This is a genomic window from Hydrogenophaga sp. PBL-H3, from assembly GCF_010104355.1.
Taxonomy (GTDB): domain Bacteria; phylum Pseudomonadota; class Gammaproteobacteria; order Burkholderiales; family Burkholderiaceae_C; genus Hydrogenophaga.
In genome coordinates this window covers 3,497,839-3,517,020 of the sequence record NZ_CP044972.1, presented here as the reverse complement: position 1 = coordinate 3,517,020, position 19,182 = coordinate 3,497,839, and the positions used below count along the sequence as shown (strand labels likewise).

Genomic DNA, 19,182 nt, shown 5'->3' with positions numbered 1-19,182 from the left:
ATTTTACCGGTCCGGGGCTGTGTGGCTTACTCGCAGGTGTTGAGCCGCGCCGCAAAGCCGGAGCGTTCGATCAGCGAGCGTGGCTGCGGATGCAGGCCCACCATGCCGAGATGCCCGCCGCGTTTGTGGACCGCCTTGTGCAATTGCTCCAGCGCGTCCAGCCCGGTGGTGTCCAGCGAAATCATGTGGCTGGCATCCAGCATCACGTTGACGGGCGTGGGTGACTGTTCCACATCGGCCACGATCGGGTCGATCTTGGCCACGGCGCCAAAGAAGAGCGAACCATAGAGCTTGTAGGTGGCCTGGTGTTCGGTGCGCGCCACCGGCTCCGCCCGGAAAATATCGCTCTGGCGTCGCACGAACAGCACCACCGCGAGCACCAGGCCGAGTTCGACCGCCACCGTGAGGTCAAAGACGATGGTGACGAAAAAAGTGGACAGCATCATCAACCGGTAGTGGTTGCTGAAGTGCTTGAGCCGCGCGAACTCTCGCCATTCGCCCATGTTCCAGGCCACGAACAGCAACACACCGGCCAGCACGGCCAGCGGAATGTGGAAGGCCAGGGGTGCGGCCAGCAGCACCACGGCGGCCAGCGTGACGGCGTGCACCATGCCCGCCACCGGCGAGGCGGCGCCTGCGCGGATGTTGGTCACCGTGCGTGCGATGGTGCCGGTGGCCGGCATGCCGCCGAAGAAGGGCACTACGGTGTTGGCAATGCCCTGCGCCATGAGCTCCTGGTTAGGGTCGTGCTTGGGTGCGTCGCCGAGCTGGTCGGCCACGCGCGCGCACAGCAGCGACTCGATGGCCCCCAGCAGCGCGATGGTGAGCGTGGGCGTGACCAGCAGGCGCACGGTTTCCCAGGAGAAGTCCGGCAGTTCGAACGCCGGCATGCCCTGCGGGATGCCGCCAAAGCGCGTGCCCACCGTCTCCACCGGCAGGCTGAGCAACCAGGCCAGCAGCGAGAGGGTGATCAGCGCCACCACCGGGCCGGGAATGCGGGAGGTGGCCCTGAGGGCGCTCACCGTCTCAATCGATTCCAGCTGGCGGCGGAACTGCGAATCCACCGCCCACAGCCGCGGCCACACCACCAGGCCCAGCACACACAGGGCGCCAAGCCCGAGCGCAAACAGATTGAGGCTGTGGATGTGGCCGGCGATCGCGCCGATCTGACCGAAAAAGCTGGCGGGCATCTTGGCGATGTCCAGGCCCAGCAGATCGCGCACTTGCGACAGGCCAATGAGCACCGCGATGCCATTGGTGAATCCGATCACCACCGTCACCGGCACATAGCGCACCAGCGTGCCCAGGCGAAACAGACCCATGAGGAACAGCAGCACGCCAGCGCTGGCGGTGGAGATCAGCAGGTTGGCCAGGCCGTAGCGCTCGACGATGCCGTAGACGATGACGATGAAGGCACCGGCCGGGCCACCGATTTGCACCGAGGTGCCGCCCAGGGCCGAAATCAGGAAGCCCGCGATGATGGCGGTCCACAGACCGGCTTCGGGTTTGAGGCCGCTGGCGATGGCAAAGGCCATGGCCAGTGGCAGCGCGACGATGCCGACCGTGGCGCCCGCCCCCACGTCACGCGCCAGCTTGTCCCGGGTGTAGCCCTTGAGGTCTTGAATCAGTCTCGGGCGGAACGGGGCGAGGGGCGGCAATCCTTGAAACATGGCGCATGTTACCTTTGGCAACGGTTCACGGTGCTGTCAGTCCAGGCCTCACGCGGTGCGGGTTTAAACTGGATTTTTCACCCTTGGAAAGGTTGTCTGCATGCGTGGATTCACCGATGCCGTTCGCCATGGATCCCTGATCGCCTTGCTGACATTGGCGTCGATGCTGGTGGCGTGCGACGTGAAGAACATCAGCGAACTCGAAGAAGGCGTCTCCACCGAGGCCGATGTGCGCGAGCGCTTTGGTGCACCCGAGGCGGTGTGGGAGGGCGAGGACGGTGCACAGATCTACGAATACAACCGCCAGCCCGCGGGCCATGTGAACTACATGATCACCATCGGCCCCGACGGCCGCATGGCCGCGCTGCGCCAGGTGCTCACCGAACGCAACTTCGCGCGGGTGTTGCCCGGAATGGCGATGGAAGAGGTGCGCCGCATGCTGGGCAAGCCGATGAAGATCACCACCTACGCGCTCAAGCGTGAGACGCACTACGACTGGCGTTACCTGCAGGGCTCCAACCAGAGCGAATCCAAGGTGTTCACTGTCGTGTTCGATACCGACTTGCGCGTGGTCAGGACGATGTCGGTGCCCGATCCGGACCTGGAAAGGAATCGGTAGAAAGCGCCCGTTTTCCCAAAGCTTGCCCTTCAACAAGCCCAGCCCGAACGGGGTGGGGCAATCAACTGACGCGCATGCCAGGCTTTGCGCCCGGCCAGGGGTTCAGGATGTGGATACCTGGCTCGGCGGTTTCATCGGCGTGGCTGGCGGCCAGAACCATGCCTTCGCTCACGCCAAACTTCATCTTGCGCGGCGCCAGGTTGGCCACCATCACCGTGAGCTTGCCCACCAGGTCTTCGGGCGCGTAGGCGCTGGCGATGCCTGAAAAGACGTTGCGGGTTTTTCCCTCGCCCACGTCGAGGGTCAGGCGCAGCAGTTTGGTTGACCCTTCCACCGCTTCGCAGTTCACGATCTGCGCGATGCGCAGGTCGATCTTGCTGAAGTCGTCGATGGTGATGGTGTCGGCGATGGGCTCGCCACCGGGCACGGTGGCCTCCACCACCGGGGCTGGGGGCGGTTCAAACAGCGCGTCGAGTTGCTTCACGTCCACGCGCTGCATGAGGTGCTGGTAGGCGTTGATGGCGTGTCCTGCGCCGAGCAGGCGGCCCGCATCGCTGAAGTGCATTGGCTCGACCTGCAGGAAGGCCTCCACGTTCACGGCCAGCGTGGGCAGCACCGGCTTGAGGTACAGGGTGAGCAGGCGGAAGGCTTCGATGCAGGCGGTGCACACGTCGTGCAGGCGCCCGTCCATGCCCGGCTGCTTCGCCAGTTCCCAGGGCTTGTTCTGGTCCACATAGGCGTTCACGCGGTCGGCCAGCTGCATCACCTCGCGCAACGCCTTGCCGTACTCGCGCTCGGCGTACAGCGCGGTGATCGCGGGCGCGGCGGTCTGCAGGTGGTCGAGCAGGTTGTCACCATCGGCGGAGACTTCGCCGAGCTTGCCCTCGAAGCGCTTGGCGATGAAACCGGCCGCGCGCGAGGCGATGTTGATGTACTTGCCGATCAGGTCGCTGTTGACCCGGGCCATGAAGTCCTCGGCGTTGAAGTCCACGTCTTCGTTGCGGCTGCTGAGCTTGGCCGCCAGGTAGTAGCGCAGCCACTCCGGGTTCATGCCCAGGCTGAGGTACTTGAGCGGGTCCAGGCCGGTGCCGCGGCTTTTGCTCATCTTCTCGCCATTGTTGATGGTGAGGAAGCCGTGCACGAACACCGCGTTGGGGACCTTGCGGCCGCTGAAGTGCAGCATGGCCGGCCAGAACAGCGTGTGGAAGGTGATGATGTCCTTGCCGATGAAGTGGAACTGTTCGGTGGTGGGGTCGGCCATGAAGGCGTCGAAATCCAGCCCCTTCTTGCCGAACCAGTTTTTCAACGAGGCCAGATAGCCCACGGGTGCGTCCAGCCACACATAGAAATACTTGCCCGGTGCGTCGGGGATCTCGATGCCGAAGTAGGGGGCGTCGCGGCTGATGTCCCAGTCGCCCATCTTGGGCTTGCCATCAACGCCAGCCTCGATCCACTCGCTGATCTTGTTGAGCACCTCGGGCTGCACTGCGCCGCTTTGGGTCCACTGTTCCAGGAAGGCCAGGCAGCGCGGGTCGGAGAGCTTGAAGAAGAAGTGCTCCGACTGCTTGAGCACCGGCTTGGCACCGGACAGCGCGGAGTAGGGGTTGATCAGCTCGGTCGGGCTGTAGACCTTGCCGCAGACCTCGCAGTTGTCGCCATACTGGTCCTTGGCGTGGCAGTTGGGGCACTCACCCTTGATGAAGCGGTCTGGCAGGAACATGCTCTTCTCGGGGTCGAAGAACTGCTCGATGGTGCGGGTCTCGATCAGGCCGTTGGCCTTCAGGTCGCGGTAGATCTGCTGTGCCAACTCGTGGTTCTCGGGCGCGTCGGTGCTGTGCCAGTTGTCAAAACCGATGTGAAAGCCATCAAGGTAGGGCTTGCGGCCAGCGGCGATGTCGGCCACGAACTGCTGCGGCGTCTTGCCCGCCTTGTCGGCCGCGATCATGATCGGCGCGCCGTGCGCGTCGTCGGCACAGACGAAGTGCACCTCGTGGCCATGCATGCGCTGGAACCGCACCCAGATGTCGGCCTGGATGTATTCCATGATGTGGCCGATGTGGAAATGCCCGTTGGCGTAGGGCAGGGCGGTGGTGACGAACAGGCGTCGCTGGCTCATGGGGTGGGGCTTTCTGTCGGGGAACCGGAGATTTTAGGCCGGAGGCGTGATGGATGTCCTCATGGCGATTGTGTGAATGACCCCGGTCAGGGTGGGGCGTTAGACTTCAGCCCGTTCGCAAAACCCGATACCCCCATCCCCACTGGAGCTAGTTCCCTCATGGCCGTTGATTCCCAGGCGCTCCTGACCGCGCTGCAAGCCGTCACCGATCCGAACACCGGACGCGACTTCGTCACCAGCAAGGCGCTGAAAAACCTGCAGACGCAGGACGGCGATGTGTCCTTCGACGTGGAGCTGGGGTATCCGGCCAAGAGCCAGATGCCGGCCTTTCGCAAGGCCCTGATCACCGCGGCCAAGTCGGTGGCGGGCGTGGAGAACGTGTCAGTCAACATGACCATGAAGATCACTGCGCACGCGGTGCAGCGCGGCGTGCAGGTCATGCCCAACGTGAAGAACATCATTGCCGTGGCTTCGGGCAAGGGCGGCGTGGGCAAGAGCACCACTGCGGTCAACCTGGCGCTGGCGCTGTCGGCCGAGGGCGCCAAGGTCGGCATTCTGGACGCCGACATCTACGGCCCGAGCCAGCCCATGATGATGGGTGTGGAAGGCCGGCCCGAGAGCGCGGACGGCCAGACCATGGAGCCGCTGGAGAACTACGGCGTGCAGGTGATCTCGATCGGCTTTTTGATCGACCGCGACGAAGCCATGATCTGGCGCGGCCCCATGGCCACCCAGGCGCTGGAGCAGCTGCTGCGCCAGACCAACTGGAAAGACCTTGATTATTTGATCGTCGACATGCCACCGGGCACCGGCGACATCCAGCTGACCTTGAGCCAGCGCGTGCCGCTCACCGGTGCGGTGATCGTGACCACGCCGCAAGACATTGCGCTGCTGGACGCACGCAAGGGCATCAAGATGTTCGAGAAGGTGGGCGTGCCCATCCTGGGCATCGTGGAAAACATGGCGGTGCACGTGTGCGAGAAGTGTGGCCACACCGAGCACATCTTCGGCGTGGATGGTGGCAAGAACATGGCTGCCGAGTACGGCATGGACTACCTGGGCGCGCTGCCCCTGAACATGAGCATCCGCGTGCAGGCCGACAGCGGCATGCCCAGCGTGGTGGCCGACCCGGACGGCGAGATCGCTGCCTTGTACAAGTCGGTGGCGCGACAGCTGGCGATCAAGATCGCGGCCAAGGCCAAGGACTTCTCCAACAAGTTCCCGAGCATCAAGATCTCCAAGGAAACCTGAGGCAGCCCGGAGCGGTCTCCCCAGCAAGAGCCGGCCCAGCGCCGGCTTTTTTGCGTCCGGGCTTTGATCAAACTACTGCCAATGAGGTATGGCGTGGCCGTTGGGTTTGCGATGTGATGCCGTATACCCCCTGGAGCACATCTTGCCCGTTGCGTCTTACGAGATTCGCCGCATGACCCGCGGCCACCTGGCCATCGCGATGAGCTGGGCCACCCGCGAAGGCTGGAACCCCGGGCTGCATGACCTTGAGCCCCTTCACGCCATCGATCCCCAGGGATTTTTCATGGGCTGGCTCGGTGAGCGGCCTGTGGCTTCGATCGCCTGCGTGCGGTACGGTGACGGCCACGGGTTCATTGGCTTGTACATCGTCGAGCCGACACTGCGTCGCCATGGACTGGGCCGCGCCCTCTGGAACGCGGCCCAGGAGCACGTCAGAGGTTGCGTGCTCGGCCTGGATGGTGTGGTGGCACAGCAGGACAACTACCGCCGGGGCGGTTTCGAGCTGGCTTGGTACAACGTGCGCTACAAGGAGTGGGGCCGCGATTCGGTGGCGCAGGACCGCCGGGTGGTGTCGCTGTCGTCACTGCCGTTCGAGCGGCTGGTGGCCTTCGACCAGGCCCTTCATCCTGTGCCACGCCCGGTGTTTCTGCAGGCCTGGATCCAGATGCCGCAGAGCCATGCGCTGGGCTGGTGGGAAGATGGCGAGCTGCGCGGCTACGGCGTCTTGCGGGCTTGCAAGGAGGGCTACAAACTCGCGCCCCTGTGTGCCGACACCCCGGCCATCGCCGAGGCGCTGTTCGATGCGCTGTGTGCACGTGTGCCCAGGGAAGCGCCGGTGTTCATGGACGTGCCCGAATGCAACCTGCAGGCCACCCGGCTGGCGGTGCACCAGGGCATGGAGGCCACGTTCACCACGGCCCGCATGTACCGTGGCCCGGCACCGCAGATTGCGCACTCGCGCCTCTATGGCCTGACGTCACTGGAAGTCGGCTGACTCAGACTTCAGGCGTCTGGTGCCTCTCGCTCACGCAGCCGGAAGCGCTGGATCTTGCCGGTGGCGGTCTTCGGCAGCTCCGGCAGGAACTCGATGAAGCGCGGGTACTTGTAGGGCGCGAGCTTCGCTTTCACAAAAGCCTGCAGCTCGGCCTCGGTGGCCTGCACACCGCTCTTGAGCACCACGAAGGCCTTGGTTTTGGTCAGGCCGTCGGCGTCCGTCTTGCCGATCACGGCGGCCTCCAGCACCGCGGGGTGTTGCACCAGCGTGGCCTCCACCTCGAACGGGCTCACGTAGATACCGCTGACCTTGAGCATGTCGTCGTTGCGCCCGGCGTAGGTGCAGTAGCCGTCGGCATCGCGCGTGTATTTGTCGCCGGCCTTGGTCCAGCCGCCCTGGAAGGTGTCGCGGCTCTTGGCGCGGTTGTTCCAGTACATCAGCGCCGCACTCGGGCCTTTGATGTAGAGGTCGCCGATCTCGCCGTCGGGCACGGGCTGGCCGTCTTCGCCGCGCAGCTCGATCTCGTAGCCCGGCACCGGCTTGCCGGTGGTGCCGTAGCGCACGTCGCCCGGGCGGTTGGAGAGGAACACGTGCAGCATCTCGGTGGAGCCGATGCCGTCGATGATCTCAACGCCGAAGTGGTTGGTCCAGCGCTGGCCGATGTCTTGCGGCAGGGCCTCTCCGGCCGATGAGCACAGGCGCAGCGCCACGTCGCTTTTCTTGGGCAGGTCGGGGCTGGCGAGCATGCCGCCGTAGCCCGTGGGAGCGCCATAGAACACGGTGGGCTTCTGCTCTGTGAAACGTTTGAAGCAGGCTTGCGGCGTGGGTCGTTCGGCCATCAGCACCACGCTGGCTCCCACGCTCAGCGGGAAAGTCAGCGCGTTGCCCAGACCGTAGGCAAAGAACAGCTTGGCGGCGGAAAACACCACGTCGTCTTCGCGCAGACCGAGCACGGCCTTGCCGTACAGCTCGGCGGTCCAGTACAGGTTGGCCTGGGTGTGCACCGTGCCCTTGGGCGCGCCGGTGGAGCCGCTGGAATAGAGCCAGAACGCGGGTTCGTCGCCGTGTGTGTCGACCGCCGCAGCGGGCGGGCTGCTGGCCACCAGGGCCTTGAAGTCGTGCACGCCGGTGGGCAGGGCTTCGGTGGCGCGCGAGGCAATGATGTGCTTGACTTCCGTGGGCTGTGTGGCCAGCGCGGTCTGCAGCGTGGGCAGCAGCGCCGCCGAGACGATGGCCGCCTGCGCGCGGCTGTTGCTCAGCATGTAGCCGTAGTCCTGCGCGGTGAGCAGGGTGTTCACCGCCACCGGCACCACGCCCGCGTGCAGCGCGCCGAGAAAGGCCACCACCCAGTCGCTGCAGTCGTGCATGAGCAGCAGCACGCGCTCTTCGCGGCGCAGGCCCAGCGCGGTCAGCGCGCCGGCAAAACGCCGCACCTGGTCCGCGAGTTCGCCGTGGGTCAGCGTGCCCTGGTCGTCGGTGAGCGCGTTCTTGCTGGCGCGGCCGGCGTTGAGTTCCAGCAGGTGGCGCGCGAAATTGAAGCGCTCGGGCGGCGCGGTGGTGGCTGTCATGGGTTTGTCTCCTCTGCGGGTCGCGGGGTTTGGGCTCAGTACTTCAAGGCTACGGCAGATGCCGCCAGCACGTCCAGCGCAGCGCTGCTGGCCTGCACAGCGCTGCGGCGGTGGTAGAAGCCCAGCGCGCGCAGGCCACCGAGCTCTTCGCCTCCACCGGCGCGGCCGGGACCGCCGTGCAGCGACATCGGCATCACGTTGCCGTGGCCACTCTGGCTGGCTGCCACGTCGGGCGAGATGGCGTGTACGCGGCCGTGGGCCGAGCCGAGTTCGAGCGCGGCGCTGGCGGTGAAGGCTAGGTCGGCGCTGTAGACCGAGCAGACCAATGAGCCTTCGCCACGGTGGATGAGCGCGTAAGCCTGTTCAATGCTGTCGTAGGCCATCAGCGTGGCCACCGGGCCGAACACCTCCACCTCGTGCAGCAGCTTCGCCCGGGCGGGTTCGCGCGAGCCGAGCAGCACCGGCGCAACGCAGGCGGCCACCGAGGCGTCGGCGTCCACCAGCGCTGTGCTGCTGCCGTCGAACAGCACCTCGGCCTCGGTCCGCAGTGTTGCGATGCCCGCCATCACGCTGGCTTTCTGTTCCTGGCTCACCAGCGCGCCCATGCGCACGGACTCGTTGCGCGGGTTGCCCACCGAAGTCCTGGCGAGCTTGGCGCCGATCGCCTGGGCCACCGCTTCATAGAGCGTGCGCGGCACGAACACACGGCGGATCGCGGTGCACTTCTGCCCGGCCTTCACCGTCATCTCGCGCACGACTTCGCTCACCAGCAGGCCGAAGACCTCGCTGTCGGCCGTGGTGGCCGGGTCGAGCAGAGCGCTGTTGAGGCTGTCGGCCTCGATGTTGCAACGGACCGAGCGTTCGGCCACGGCGGGGTGGCTGCGGATGATGCGCGCCGTCTCCGCCGAGCCGGTGAACGAGACCACGTCGAAGGGCTGCAGCTGGTCCATCAGGCCGGCGGAGGAGCCGCAGACCACCGAGAGTGCGCCGGGCGGCAGGATGCCCGCATCGATCACGTCTTTGACCATGCGCTGCGTGAGCCAGGCGGTGGCGGTGGCGGGTTTCACGATCACCGGCACGCCCGAAAGCAGCGCGGGCGCCGCTTTCTCCCACAGGCCCCAGCTCGGGAAGTTGAAGGCGTTGATGAACAGCGCCACGCCGCGCGTGGGGGTGAGCATGTGCTGCGTCTGGAACACCGGGTCCTTGCCCATGCGGATGCGTTCGCCGTCCAGCAATGCATGTGCAGTGCCCAAAGCCTCGCCCTGCTTGGCGTAGTAGCCCAGGGTGAATATGCCGCCGTCGATGTCGACCGCCGAGTCCTTGGTGGTGGTGCCGCAGTTGGCGGTGGCGATCTCGTAATAAGCGTCGCGGTTGGCCTGGAGCACTTTGACGATGGCCCCCAGCAATGCAGCGCGTTCACCGTAGCTCATGGCGCGCAACGCGGCGCCGCCCTGTTCGCGGGCAAAGGTGAAGCCGGCGGCCAGGTCGAGCCCGGCGCTGCTCACGCGTGCCAGCTCGACTCCGAGCACCGGGTCGAACAGCGGCGTGCCCGAGCCGGTGCCGGTCACCCATTGGCCGCCGAGGTGGTTGGGAAGCAGGGGAGTGGTTGTCATGTGCGTGAATTGGGGTGGGCGAGCGGCCGGAGCTGTTCGCGGTTGGAGAATGGCGCTATAAATGCACTATCTTGCGTGCGTCGAGATGTGCATTAAAGTGCATGTTGCGCTGCTTGGCAAGCCCCTTGCCGGTTTTCCCCAAACCCGACGACCCTGTTTGAAAGCTCTGGCACACCATGGATGCAGCCGATTCCGGCCTGATGGCCACCGCCCGGCCAGTGGACCCCGTCCCGACGGATGAAGAGGTGAGAAACCCCTTCCTGGTGGCGCTGGGAGAGCGCGTGCGCACCCTGCGCTCGCGCCGCGGCATGACGCGCAAGGCCGTGGCCGTGGCGGCCGATGTGTCCGAGCGGCACCTGGCCAACCTTGAATACGGCACCGGCAATGCCTCCATCCTGGTGCTGCTGCAGGTGGCCCAGGCGCTGCATTGCTCGCTGGCGGAGTTGTTGGGTGATGTGAGCACGAGCTCACCCGAATGGCTGCTGATCCGCGAGTTGCTCGAAGGCCGCGGTGAGGGTGATTTGCGGCGCGTGCGCGTGGCCATTGGCGGGTTGCTGGGCGGCGGTGCCGTGCCCGGCGGCGATCCTGGGCGAAGTTCGCGCATCGCCTTGATCGGCCTGCGTGGCGCGGGGAAATCCACCCTGGGCCAGCGCCTGGCCGACGACCTCGGTTTCGCCTTCATCGAACTCAGCCGCGAGATTGAAAAATTCGCCGGCTGCAGCATCAACGAAATCCACTCGCTCTACGGCACACCCGCCTATCGCCGCTACGAGCGCCGCGCACTGGAAGAAGCGATCCAGATCTACCCCGAGGTGGTGATTGCCACGCCGGGTGGCCTGGTGTCGGACGCAGCCAACTTCAACCTGCTGCTCTCGCACTGCACCACCGTGTGGCTGCAGGCCGACCCGGCCGACCACATGGGCCGCGTGGCCGCGCAGGGTGACATGCGCCCCATGGCGGCCAGCCGCGAGGCCATGGATGACTTGAAGCGCATCCTTGCCGGGCGCTCGGCCTTCTATTCCAAGGCCGACATGAGCTTCAATACCAGCGCCTACAGCTTGAACGATGCCTTCCTGGCGCTGCGCAGCCAGGTGCGCGAACGTTTGGGCCTGGTTACAAAACATGCATAAAAGTGCATTGACCATTTTGACTTTGTGAATTATTATTCACGTCATTGGGCTCCCGCCGGCAGTTGAATGCCGGTTTGTCGGGGCCTCCACCAGCCCCGCAGCCCCGAGGAGACAAACCCATGAGTGATACCGCCATCGCCACCGCACCCGTTACAGCCGCACCCGTCGCCACCGCCCCCACCACGGTCGACTACCGCACCGACCCCAGCCAGTACCGCCACTGGAAACTGTCGTTCGACGGTGCTGTCGCCACGCTGGCCATCGACATCGATGAGAACGCCGGCATCCGCCCTGGCTACAAGCTCAAGCTCAACAGCTACGACCTGGGCGTGGACATCGAACTGCACGACGCGCTCAACCGCGTGCGCTTCGAGCACCCCGAGGTGCGCAGCGTGGTGGTGACCAGCGCCAAGGACCGTGTGTTCTGCTCCGGCGCCAACATCTTCATGCTGGGTGTCTCCAGCCACGCCTGGAAAGTGAACTTCTGCAAGTTCACCAACGAGACGCGCAACGGCATCGAAGACTCCTCCAAACACAGCGGCCTCAAATTTGTGGCCGCGCTCAACGGCGCCTGCGCTGGCGGCGGTTACGAGCTGGCCCTGGCTTGCGACGAGATCGTGCTGGTCGATGACCGGTCTTCTGCCGTGTCGCTGCCTGAAGTGCCCTTGCTCGGCGTGCTGCCCGGCACCGGTGGCCTGACCCGTGTCACCGACAAGCGCCACGTGCGCCACGACCTGGCCGACATCTTCTGCACCACCAGCGAAGGCGTGCGCGGCAAGAAGGCGGTCGACTGGCGCCTGGTGGACTCCATCGCCAAACCCCAGCAGTTCGCCGCCCACGTGAGCGAGCGCGCCGCCGCCCTGGCCGCGCAGAGCGACCGCCCGGCCAGTGGCAAAGGCGTGGCCCTGCCGCGCATCACCCGCACCGACAGCGCCAACGGTCTGAGCTACGCCTTTGTGAACGTGGCGATCGACCGCGCCAAACGCAGCGCCACCATCACCCTGAAAGCGCCCACCGGTGCGCAGCCGCAAGACATCGCCGCCATCGAAGCCGCGGGCGCTGCCTGGTGGCCGCTGCAAATGGCGCGCGAGCTCGACGACGCCATCCTGTGCCTGCGCACCAACGAACTCGACATCGGCACCTGGCTGCTCAAGACCGAAGGTGATGCCGCCGCCGTGCTGGCCAGTGACGCCGTGATGCTCGCGAACAAAGATCACTGGCTGGTGCGCGAGACGCTGGGCCTGATGCGCCGCACCTTCGCACGGCTCGATGTGTCCTCGCGCAGCCTGTTCGCCCTCATCGAGTCCGGCTCGTGCTTCGTGGGCTGCTTTGCCGAGCTGGTTTTCTGTGCCGACCGCGCCTACATGCTGGCCCTGCCCGACGACGCCGAGAAGGCGCCCAAGCTGCAGCTCGACGAGTTCAACTTCGGCGTGCTGCCCATGGTCAACGACCAGTCGCGCCTGCAGCGCCGCTTCTACGAAGAGGTCGCACCGATGGACGCCGCGCGTGGCGCCATCGGCAAACCGCTGGACGCCGATGCCGCGTTCGCACTCGGCCTGGTGACGGCCGCACCCGACGACATCGACTGGGACGACGAGGTGCGCATGGCACTCGAAGAGCGCGCCTCCATGTCGCCCGACGCCCTGACCGGCCTGGAAGCCAACCTGCGTTTTGCGCAGAAGGAAAACATGGCCACACGCATCTTCGGCCGGCTCACCGCCTGGCAGAACTGGATCTTCATCCGCCCCAACGCCGTTGGCGAAAAAGGTGCCTTGAAGGTCTACGGCAAGGGCGACAAAGCCGCTTTCGATTTCAACCGCGTTTGATGTCCCTTTGATTTTCTGAGCCTTGTTGTGCGGTGGGTTTCCCGGTGGAGCCAGCCGCAACCGAACGACAGTCCACCGCACGAGTATCCGCAGGAGCACAACATGTCCACAGTTGATTACAGCGACAAGATCCCCAACAACGTCAACCTGAGCGAAGACCGCACGCTGCAGCGTGCGCTGGAGCAGTGGCAGCCCAACTACCTCAAGTGGTGGGACGACATGGGCCCAGACGGCTCGCAGAACTTCGACGTCTACCTGCGCACGGCGGTCAGCGTCGATCCGCAGGGCTGGGCGCAGTTCGGCCACGTGAAGATGCCCGACTACCGCTGGGGCATCTTTCTGAACCCGGCCGAGCAGGACCGCAAGATCCATTTCGGTGACCACAAGGGCGAGGCCGCCTGGCAGGACGTGCCTGGCGAATACCGCGCCAACCTGCGCCGCATCATCGTGACGCAGGGCGACACCGAGCCAGCCTCGGTCGAGCAGCAGCGCCACCTGGGTCTCACAGCCCCCAGCCAGTACGACCTGCGCAACCTGTTCCAGGTCAACGTGGAGGAAGGCCGCCACCTCTGGGCCATGGTGTATTTGCTGCACAAGTACTTCGGCAAGGACGGCCGCGAGGAAGGCGAAGCCCTGCTGGAGCGCAACAGCGGCAACGCCGACAACCCCCGCATCCTGGAAGCCTTCAACGAGGAGACGCCGGACTGGCTGAGCTTCTTCATGTTCACCTACTTCACCGACCGCGACGGCAAGTTCCAGCTGTGCGCTCTGGCTGAGAGCAGCTTCGACCCGCTGGCGCGCACCACCAAGTTCATGCTGACCGAAGAGGCGCACCACATGTTCGTGGGCGAGTCCGGTGTGAGCCGCGTGATCAACCGCACCTGCCAGGTGATGAACGAGCTCAAGACCGACGACCCGGCCAAGCTGCGCGCCGCCGGCGTGATCGACCTGCCGACTCTGCAGCGCTATCTGAACTTCCACTTCTCGGTGACCATCGACCTCTTCGGCGCCGACGAATCGAGCAACGCCGCCACCTTCTATTCCACCGGACTCAAGGGCCGTTACGAAGAAGGCAAGCGCATGGACGACCACATCCTCAAGGGCCAGACCTACCGTGTTCTGAACGTGCAGAACGGTCAGTTGGTGGAAAAGGAAGTGCCGATGCTCAACGCGCTCAACGAAGTGCTGCGCGACGACTACATCAAGGACAGCGTGGGTGGCGTGGAGCGCTGGAACAAGGTGATCGAGAAGGCCGGCATCCCTTTCCGCCTGACCGTGCCGCACAAGGCCTTCCATCGCAACATCGGCTTGCTCAAGGGCGTGAAAGTGGCGCCCGATGGCCGCGTGATTTCCGAGTCGGAGTGGGCCGCCAACCGCGACAACTGGCTGCCCAGCGAGTCGGACCGCGCTTTCGTGGCCAGCCTGATGGGCCGTGTGGTCGATCCGGGCAAGTTTGCCAACTGGATTGCTCCTCCTGTCATGGGTGTCAACCGCCAGCCGGTGGACTTCGAATACGTCAGGTTTGGTTGAACTGACTCACCCCCGCGCCGCGCCTGCGGCGCGTCACCCCCTCAAGGGGGCAACGCCTGCGGGCCGGGAGACCCGGACCCGCGGCGTCCTTGATTCGCTCCCCCTCTCCTACACTGTCTCTTGATATTTCGGAGACTCACCATGAACGCCCCAGCCGAACTCGCTGTCATCAAACAGCACCTGATCGATCCCGAGATCTGCATCCGTTGCAACACCTGTGAGGCGATCTGCCCGGTGCAGGCGATCACGCACGACAACGTCAACTACGTGGTCGACGCCTCGAAATGCAACCTGTGCATGGACTGCATTTCGCCATGCCCCACCGGCTCGATCGACAACTGGCGCACCATGCCGCGCCTGCGCGCCTACACGCCCGAAGAGCAGCTCACGTGGGACGAACTGCCCGCCGAGTTGCCGGCGGAAGAGCTGGAGGGTCTGGCCGAAGCAGGGGGCGATGTGGCCGTGGCTCTGGCGCCCGCCGCCACGCCGGCCGTGGTCAAGGACCCAAGCGGCGCGGAGGTCTTCAATTCGTCGACCTTCGGCTCGACCCTGCCGCCTTGGTCGGCCGCACACGTCTACACCAACCTCTACGGCCCCAAGGCCGCGCAGAAGACCATCACCGCCACGGTGGTGGGCAATGTGCGCGTTACCGAGGTCGGCAAGACCGCCGGCAGCGACTACGACACACACCACATCGTGCTGGACTTCGGCGCCATGCCGTTTCCGGTGCTGGAAGGCCAGAGCATCGGTGTCGTGCCGCCCGGCGTCGACGACATCGGCCGCACGCACCACGCGCGCCAGTATTCGATCGCCAGCCCGCGCAACGGCGAGCGTCCTGGGTACAACAACCTGTCGCTGACCATCAAGCGTGTGCTGCAAGACCACGACGGTGAACCGGTGCGCGGCGTGGCCAGCAACTTCATGTGCGATCTGCAGGTGGGCGACAAGGTGGAAGTGATCGGGCCGTTCGGCACCAGCTTCCTCATGCCCAACCACCCCAAGTCCAACATCGTGATGATCTGCACCGGCACCGGCAGCGCCCCCATGCGCGCCATGACCGAGTGGCGCCGGCGCCTGCGGGCTTCGGGCAAGTTCGAGGGCGGCAAGCTCATGCTGTTCTTCGGCGCGCGCTCGCAGGAAGAGCTGCCGTACTTCGGCCCGCTGCAGAACCTGCCCAAGGACTTCATCGACACCAACTTCGCCTTCAGCCGCACGCCAGGCGCGCCCAAGCGCTATGTGCAGGACGCCATGCGCGAGCGAGCCGCCGATCTGGCTTTGCTGCTGCAGGACCCGAACACCTACTTCTACGTGTGCGGCTTGAAGAGCATGGAAGAGGGCGTGGTGCTGGCCTTGCGCGATGTGGCGCAGGGTGCGGGGTTGAACTGGGACAGCATCGGCCCCGCGCTCAAGCGCGAAGGCCGCCTCCACCTGGAAACCTACTGAGGGCCAGGGGCGTCAGGGTTTCCCCGCGCATTCTTGCGCCGCAGGCGGGGTAAAGCGCCGCGCGTTCTTCGTCCCGGAGGAGGATGCCGTACATTCCTGCCTTCGTATGAACAACCCCCATACCCCTGCCCCCACCCGCAGTCGGCCCGCCATCGAGGTCGATGTGGTGATGCGGCGCGAGCCGGTGAGCGGCCCCATGAGCCGCTGGCAACCGTTTCGCTGGGTGCTGGCCGACGTGTTGTTGCGCGGCAGCCCCGAGGAGACCGAGCCCGAGGGTGACGAGCACGACCACGAGCCGCAGGCGGTGGAGCCGGTCGATGCTTCCGAGGACGGTGGTTCAACCACCCACTGGCTGTTCCCGCGTTTTCGCGTAATGCTGTTCCGCGACGATGCCGAAGGCTATTTCCTCAACCTCAACAGCCCGCAGCCGTGCTTCTGGGTGTTCTGGCGCGCTGACGAAGCCCGCCTGCTCGACGGTGAACCCATGGCCGTGCCTCAGATCGTCACGCTGAGTTACCACGACGCCGGCCGCTGGCTGGATGCGCAGGAACGTGTGGACCAGGTGCCCGCCGCGCCCGAGGTGGTGGACTGGATGCGCGGCTTTGTGGACGCCACCTACCAGCCCGAACCCAAGCGCCGTCAGCGCCCGCAAAGTTTTCAGCCGCTGACCGACCGCTTCGGACAGCCGGTGCGCATCAGCACCGACAAGCCGCGCGGCGGTGGCCAGGCGCCAGGACAGTGAGCATGTCCACGAACGACGACGACAACTTTTTCTCGCGCTGGTCGCGCCGCAAGGTGCAGGTGCGCACGGGCGAGCCGCTGCCCGCCGAGCCATCGGTCAAGCCCGCGCCCGCCGTGGTGCCCGTGGCGGTGGTTGCGCCAGCACCCGTGGCCGCACCGGCCGAACCCGAGCCACCGCCCGCGCTCACGTTGGAAGACGTGGCCCGACTCACGCCCGAATCCGACTATTCCGCCTTCGTGGCCAAGAGCGTGTCGCCCGATGTGCGCAATGCGGCGGTGAAGAAGCTCTTCACCGACCCGCACTACAACGTCATGGACGGGCTGGACATCTACATCGACGACTACTCCCAGCCGAGCCCGCTGTCGAAGGCCGACATGGCCAAGATGGTAGGTGCGCAATTCCTCAAACTGGTGGACGACCCGAACGAGCCGAAGCCGGCCGCCAGCGTGTACGCAGAGCCGCAGACCGAGCCACCCACCGAGGTGGCCCACGCCGAGCCAGAGGCCATTGAAGCCCTGCCCGACGACCACAACGACACACCCGTCCCCGAGACACCGGACCCCCACGATGACCACGCTGATCTGCAATTGCAACCAGACCATGGCCCTGAACCCGAAGGTTCTGGGCGAGGCCCTGGATGAAGACCTGACCCTGCACACCACGCTGTGCCGCCGCGACGCCTCCGCCTTCCAGCGCGCGGCGCGCAGCAACGAAGACCTGGTGGTCGCCTGCACCCAGGAAAGCCGCCTCTTCACCGAACTCTCCGAGCAGACCGAGGGCGCAGTGTCGCTTGACGTGCGGCCGATCAAGTTCGTCAACATCCGCGAGACCGGCGGCTGGGGCCGAGAAGGAAAGGACGCCACGCCCAAGATGGCCGCTCTGCTGGCCGCTGCGCGCCTGCCCGACGCCGAGCCGGTGCCCACCGTCACCTACAAAAGCGCGGGCCGCTTGCTGATCATCGGCGCGCTTCAAGATGCCGAGCGCGTGGCCGACCTTGTCTCCGACACGCTGGAGGTCAGCCTCCTGTCCACCGGTGGCAAGGGCATGCAGACCCGCCGCTACCCGGTGATCGCGGGCACCGTCGGCGAGGTACGCGGCTGGCTCGGCGCGTTCACGGTGGACTGGACCACCAGCAACCCGATCGACCTGGACCTCTGCACCCGATGCAACGCCTGCGTGGCCGCCTGCCCCGAAGGCGCCATCGGCCTGGACTACCAGGTGGACATGGACAAATGCAAGAGCCACCGTGCCTGCGTGAAAGCCTGCGACGCGGTGGGCGCGATCAACTTCCAGCGCGATGCGCAGGAACACAGCGAAACATTCGACATGGTGCTGGACCTGCGGGCCGCGCCCGCCTTCTCGCAGCACGCGCACCCCCAGGGCTATTTCCACCTGGCTTCCGGCATCGACAACGCCGCCGGCATGGCCACGGTGCTCAAGCTGCGCGAGCTGGTGGGTGAGTTCGAAAAACCCAAGTTCTTCACCTACAAGCAAAAGCTCTGCGCGCACGGTCGCAACGAAACCGTGGGCTGCAACGCCTGCGTCGAGGTCTGCTCGGCGCTGGCCATCAGCAGCGAGATCAAGCGCAACCAGATCGTCGTCAACCCCAACCTCTGCGTGGGCTGCGGCGCCTGCACCACCGTGTGCCCCACCGGTGCGCTGTCGTACGCCTACCCGCGCGCCAGCGAGCAGGGCGTGAAGCTGCGCACCCTGCTGGCCACCTACGCCAAGGCCGGCGGACAAAACGCCGCGCTGCTGTTGCACAGCCAGGAAGCCGGCACGGCCCTCGTCAACGATCTGGGCCGCGCCGCAGCGCTGGACAGGAAGGTGCGCGGCGTTCCCGCCCGCGTGATCCCGGTGCCCCTGTGGCACACGGCGTCCATCGGTCTGGACGTGTGGCTCTCTGCGTTTGCGTACGGCGCTTCGCAGGTGTGGGTGCTCATGACCGGCGAGGAAGCGCCGCAGTACCGCGAGGCTGTGCGCGAGCAGATGGCGGTGGCGCAGGCCCTCGTGAGTGGCCTGGGCTACAGCGGACAACACTTCCGCCTGATCGAGGCCAGCGACGCGCAGGCGCTCGACGCCGCGCTCGTGGGTGCCCCGGCGCAGACGGTCAAGCGCCGCGCCACGTTTGCCATCCAGGCGGAGAAACGCGCCACCGTCGAACTGGCCATCGACCACCTGCTGCAAGACAGCGCTGCCCAGCGCCCGGCCATGGAAGCCATCGCGCTGCCCGGCGCTTCGCTCTTGGGCACCATCAACGTCAACAAGGACACCTGCACGCTGTGCCTGAGCTGCGTGAGCGCCTGCCCGGCCAGCGCCCTGCAAGACAACACCGAGCGCCCGCAACTGCGCTTCATCGAAAAGAACTGCGTGCAGTGCGGCCTGTGCGCCAGCACCTGCCCCGAAGACGCCATCACCCTGCAGCCGCGCCTGCTGATCGGCGAGCAGCGCAAGCAGTTGCGTGTGCTCAACGAAGCGCAGCCCTACCACTGCATCCGCTGCGCCAAACCCTTCGGCACGCTCAAGGGCATCGAGGTGATGCTGGGCAAGCTCTCGGGCCACGCCATGTTCCAGGGTGAAGCGCTGGAGCGCCTGAAGATGTGCGGCGACTGCCGCGTGGTGGACCTGTACTCCAACCCGGGTGAGACCCGCATCACCGATCTGTGAATCCATTGACGCC

14 protein-coding genes are annotated in these 19,182 nt (G+C 65.7%); 10 read left to right on the top strand and 4 right to left on the bottom strand.

The genetic code is table 11. The features are described from left to right. Positions 1-26: 26 nt before the first annotated feature. On the bottom strand, positions 27-1,670 hold the full coding sequence (locus tag F9Z44_RS16305) for a SulP family inorganic anion transporter (protein WP_159607779.1): 1,644 nt from the start codon (positions 1,668-1,670) through the stop codon (positions 27-29). Positions 1,671-1,770: 100 nt separating this feature from the next. On the opposite strand from F9Z44_RS16305, the gene bamE reads away from it, so the two are divergent. Continuing rightward, the gene (gene bamE, locus F9Z44_RS16300) at positions 1,771-2,289 is read left to right on the top strand and encodes an outer membrane protein assembly factor BamE domain-containing protein (protein ID WP_442907208.1); all 519 of its coding nucleotides are present in this window, start codon (positions 1,771-1,773) and stop codon (positions 2,287-2,289) included. A 61-nt stretch (positions 2,290-2,350) separates the two neighbouring features. Here bamE and metG read toward each other — a convergent pair whose 3' ends face one another. After that, on the bottom strand, positions 2,351-4,405 hold the full coding sequence (metG, locus tag F9Z44_RS16295; protein WP_159607778.1) for a methionine--tRNA ligase: 2,055 nt from the start codon (positions 4,403-4,405) through the stop codon (positions 2,351-2,353). A 159-nt stretch (positions 4,406-4,564) separates the two neighbouring features. Here metG and apbC point away from each other — a divergent pair, with 159 nt between their 5' ends. Together apbC and F9Z44_RS16285 are read left to right on the top strand one after the other, a co-directional pair. Next, positions 4,565-5,656: an iron-sulfur cluster carrier protein ApbC gene (apbC, locus tag F9Z44_RS16290; protein WP_159607777.1), complete on the top strand. Its 1,092-nt coding sequence runs from the start codon at positions 4,565-4,567 to the stop codon at positions 5,654-5,656. Between the two features lie 142 nt (positions 5,657-5,798). Then, entirely contained in the window at positions 5,799-6,650 is an 852-nt protein-coding gene (locus F9Z44_RS16285) for a GNAT family N-acetyltransferase (RefSeq protein WP_236574165.1), read from the top strand. Positions 6,651-6,658: 8 nt separating this feature from the next. Here F9Z44_RS16285 and F9Z44_RS16280 read toward each other — a convergent pair whose 3' ends face one another. Together F9Z44_RS16280 and F9Z44_RS16275 are read right to left on the bottom strand one after the other, a co-directional pair. Beyond that, the gene (locus tag F9Z44_RS16280; RefSeq protein WP_159607776.1) at positions 6,659-8,218 is read right to left on the bottom strand and encodes a benzoate-CoA ligase family protein; all 1,560 of its coding nucleotides are present in this window, start codon (positions 8,216-8,218) and stop codon (positions 6,659-6,661) included. A gap of 35 nt (positions 8,219-8,253) precedes the next feature. Continuing rightward, complete coding sequence (locus tag F9Z44_RS16275) at positions 8,254-9,831, bottom strand: 3,4-dehydroadipyl-CoA semialdehyde dehydrogenase (RefSeq protein ID WP_159607775.1); 1,578 nt, start codon at positions 9,829-9,831, stop codon at positions 8,254-8,256. A gap of 176 nt (positions 9,832-10,007) precedes the next feature. On the opposite strand from F9Z44_RS16275, the gene F9Z44_RS16270 reads away from it, so the two are divergent. The 7 genes from F9Z44_RS16270 (at position 10,008) to F9Z44_RS16240 (ending at position 19,169) form a co-directional block, all read left to right on the top strand. Next, a complete protein-coding gene (locus F9Z44_RS16270) occupies positions 10,008-10,961 on the top strand; it encodes a helix-turn-helix transcriptional regulator (RefSeq protein ID WP_159607774.1) in 954 nt (317 codons plus the stop codon). 119 nt (positions 10,962-11,080) lie between these two features. Beyond that, complete coding sequence (gene boxC, locus F9Z44_RS16265) at positions 11,081-12,787, top strand: 2,3-epoxybenzoyl-CoA dihydrolase (protein ID WP_159607773.1); 1,707 nt, start codon at positions 11,081-11,083, stop codon at positions 12,785-12,787. A 102-nt stretch (positions 12,788-12,889) separates the two neighbouring features. Then, a complete protein-coding gene (boxB, locus tag F9Z44_RS16260; RefSeq protein ID WP_159607772.1) occupies positions 12,890-14,317 on the top strand; it encodes a benzoyl-CoA 2,3-epoxidase subunit BoxB in 1,428 nt (475 codons plus the stop codon). 141 nt (positions 14,318-14,458) lie between these two features. Next, positions 14,459-15,760 (top strand): benzoyl-CoA 2,3-epoxidase subunit BoxA, encoded by a 1,302-nt coding sequence (gene boxA, locus F9Z44_RS16255; RefSeq protein ID WP_159607771.1) that lies wholly within the window; start codon positions 14,459-14,461, stop codon positions 15,758-15,760. Between the two features lie 106 nt (positions 15,761-15,866). Next, complete coding sequence (locus tag F9Z44_RS16250) at positions 15,867-16,502, top strand: DUF3305 domain-containing protein (protein ID WP_159607770.1); 636 nt, start codon at positions 15,867-15,869, stop codon at positions 16,500-16,502. A 2-nt stretch (positions 16,503-16,504) separates the two neighbouring features. Then, complete coding sequence (locus tag F9Z44_RS16245; protein WP_159607769.1) at positions 16,505-17,143, top strand: DUF3306 domain-containing protein; 639 nt, start codon at positions 16,505-16,507, stop codon at positions 17,141-17,143. Continuing rightward, positions 17,070-19,169 (top strand): 4Fe-4S binding protein, encoded by a 2,100-nt coding sequence (locus tag F9Z44_RS16240; protein WP_236574164.1) that lies wholly within the window; start codon positions 17,070-17,072, stop codon positions 19,167-19,169. Before F9Z44_RS16245 ends, F9Z44_RS16240 begins: the two co-directional genes overlap by 74 nt. Positions 19,170-19,182: the final 13 nt, after the last annotated feature.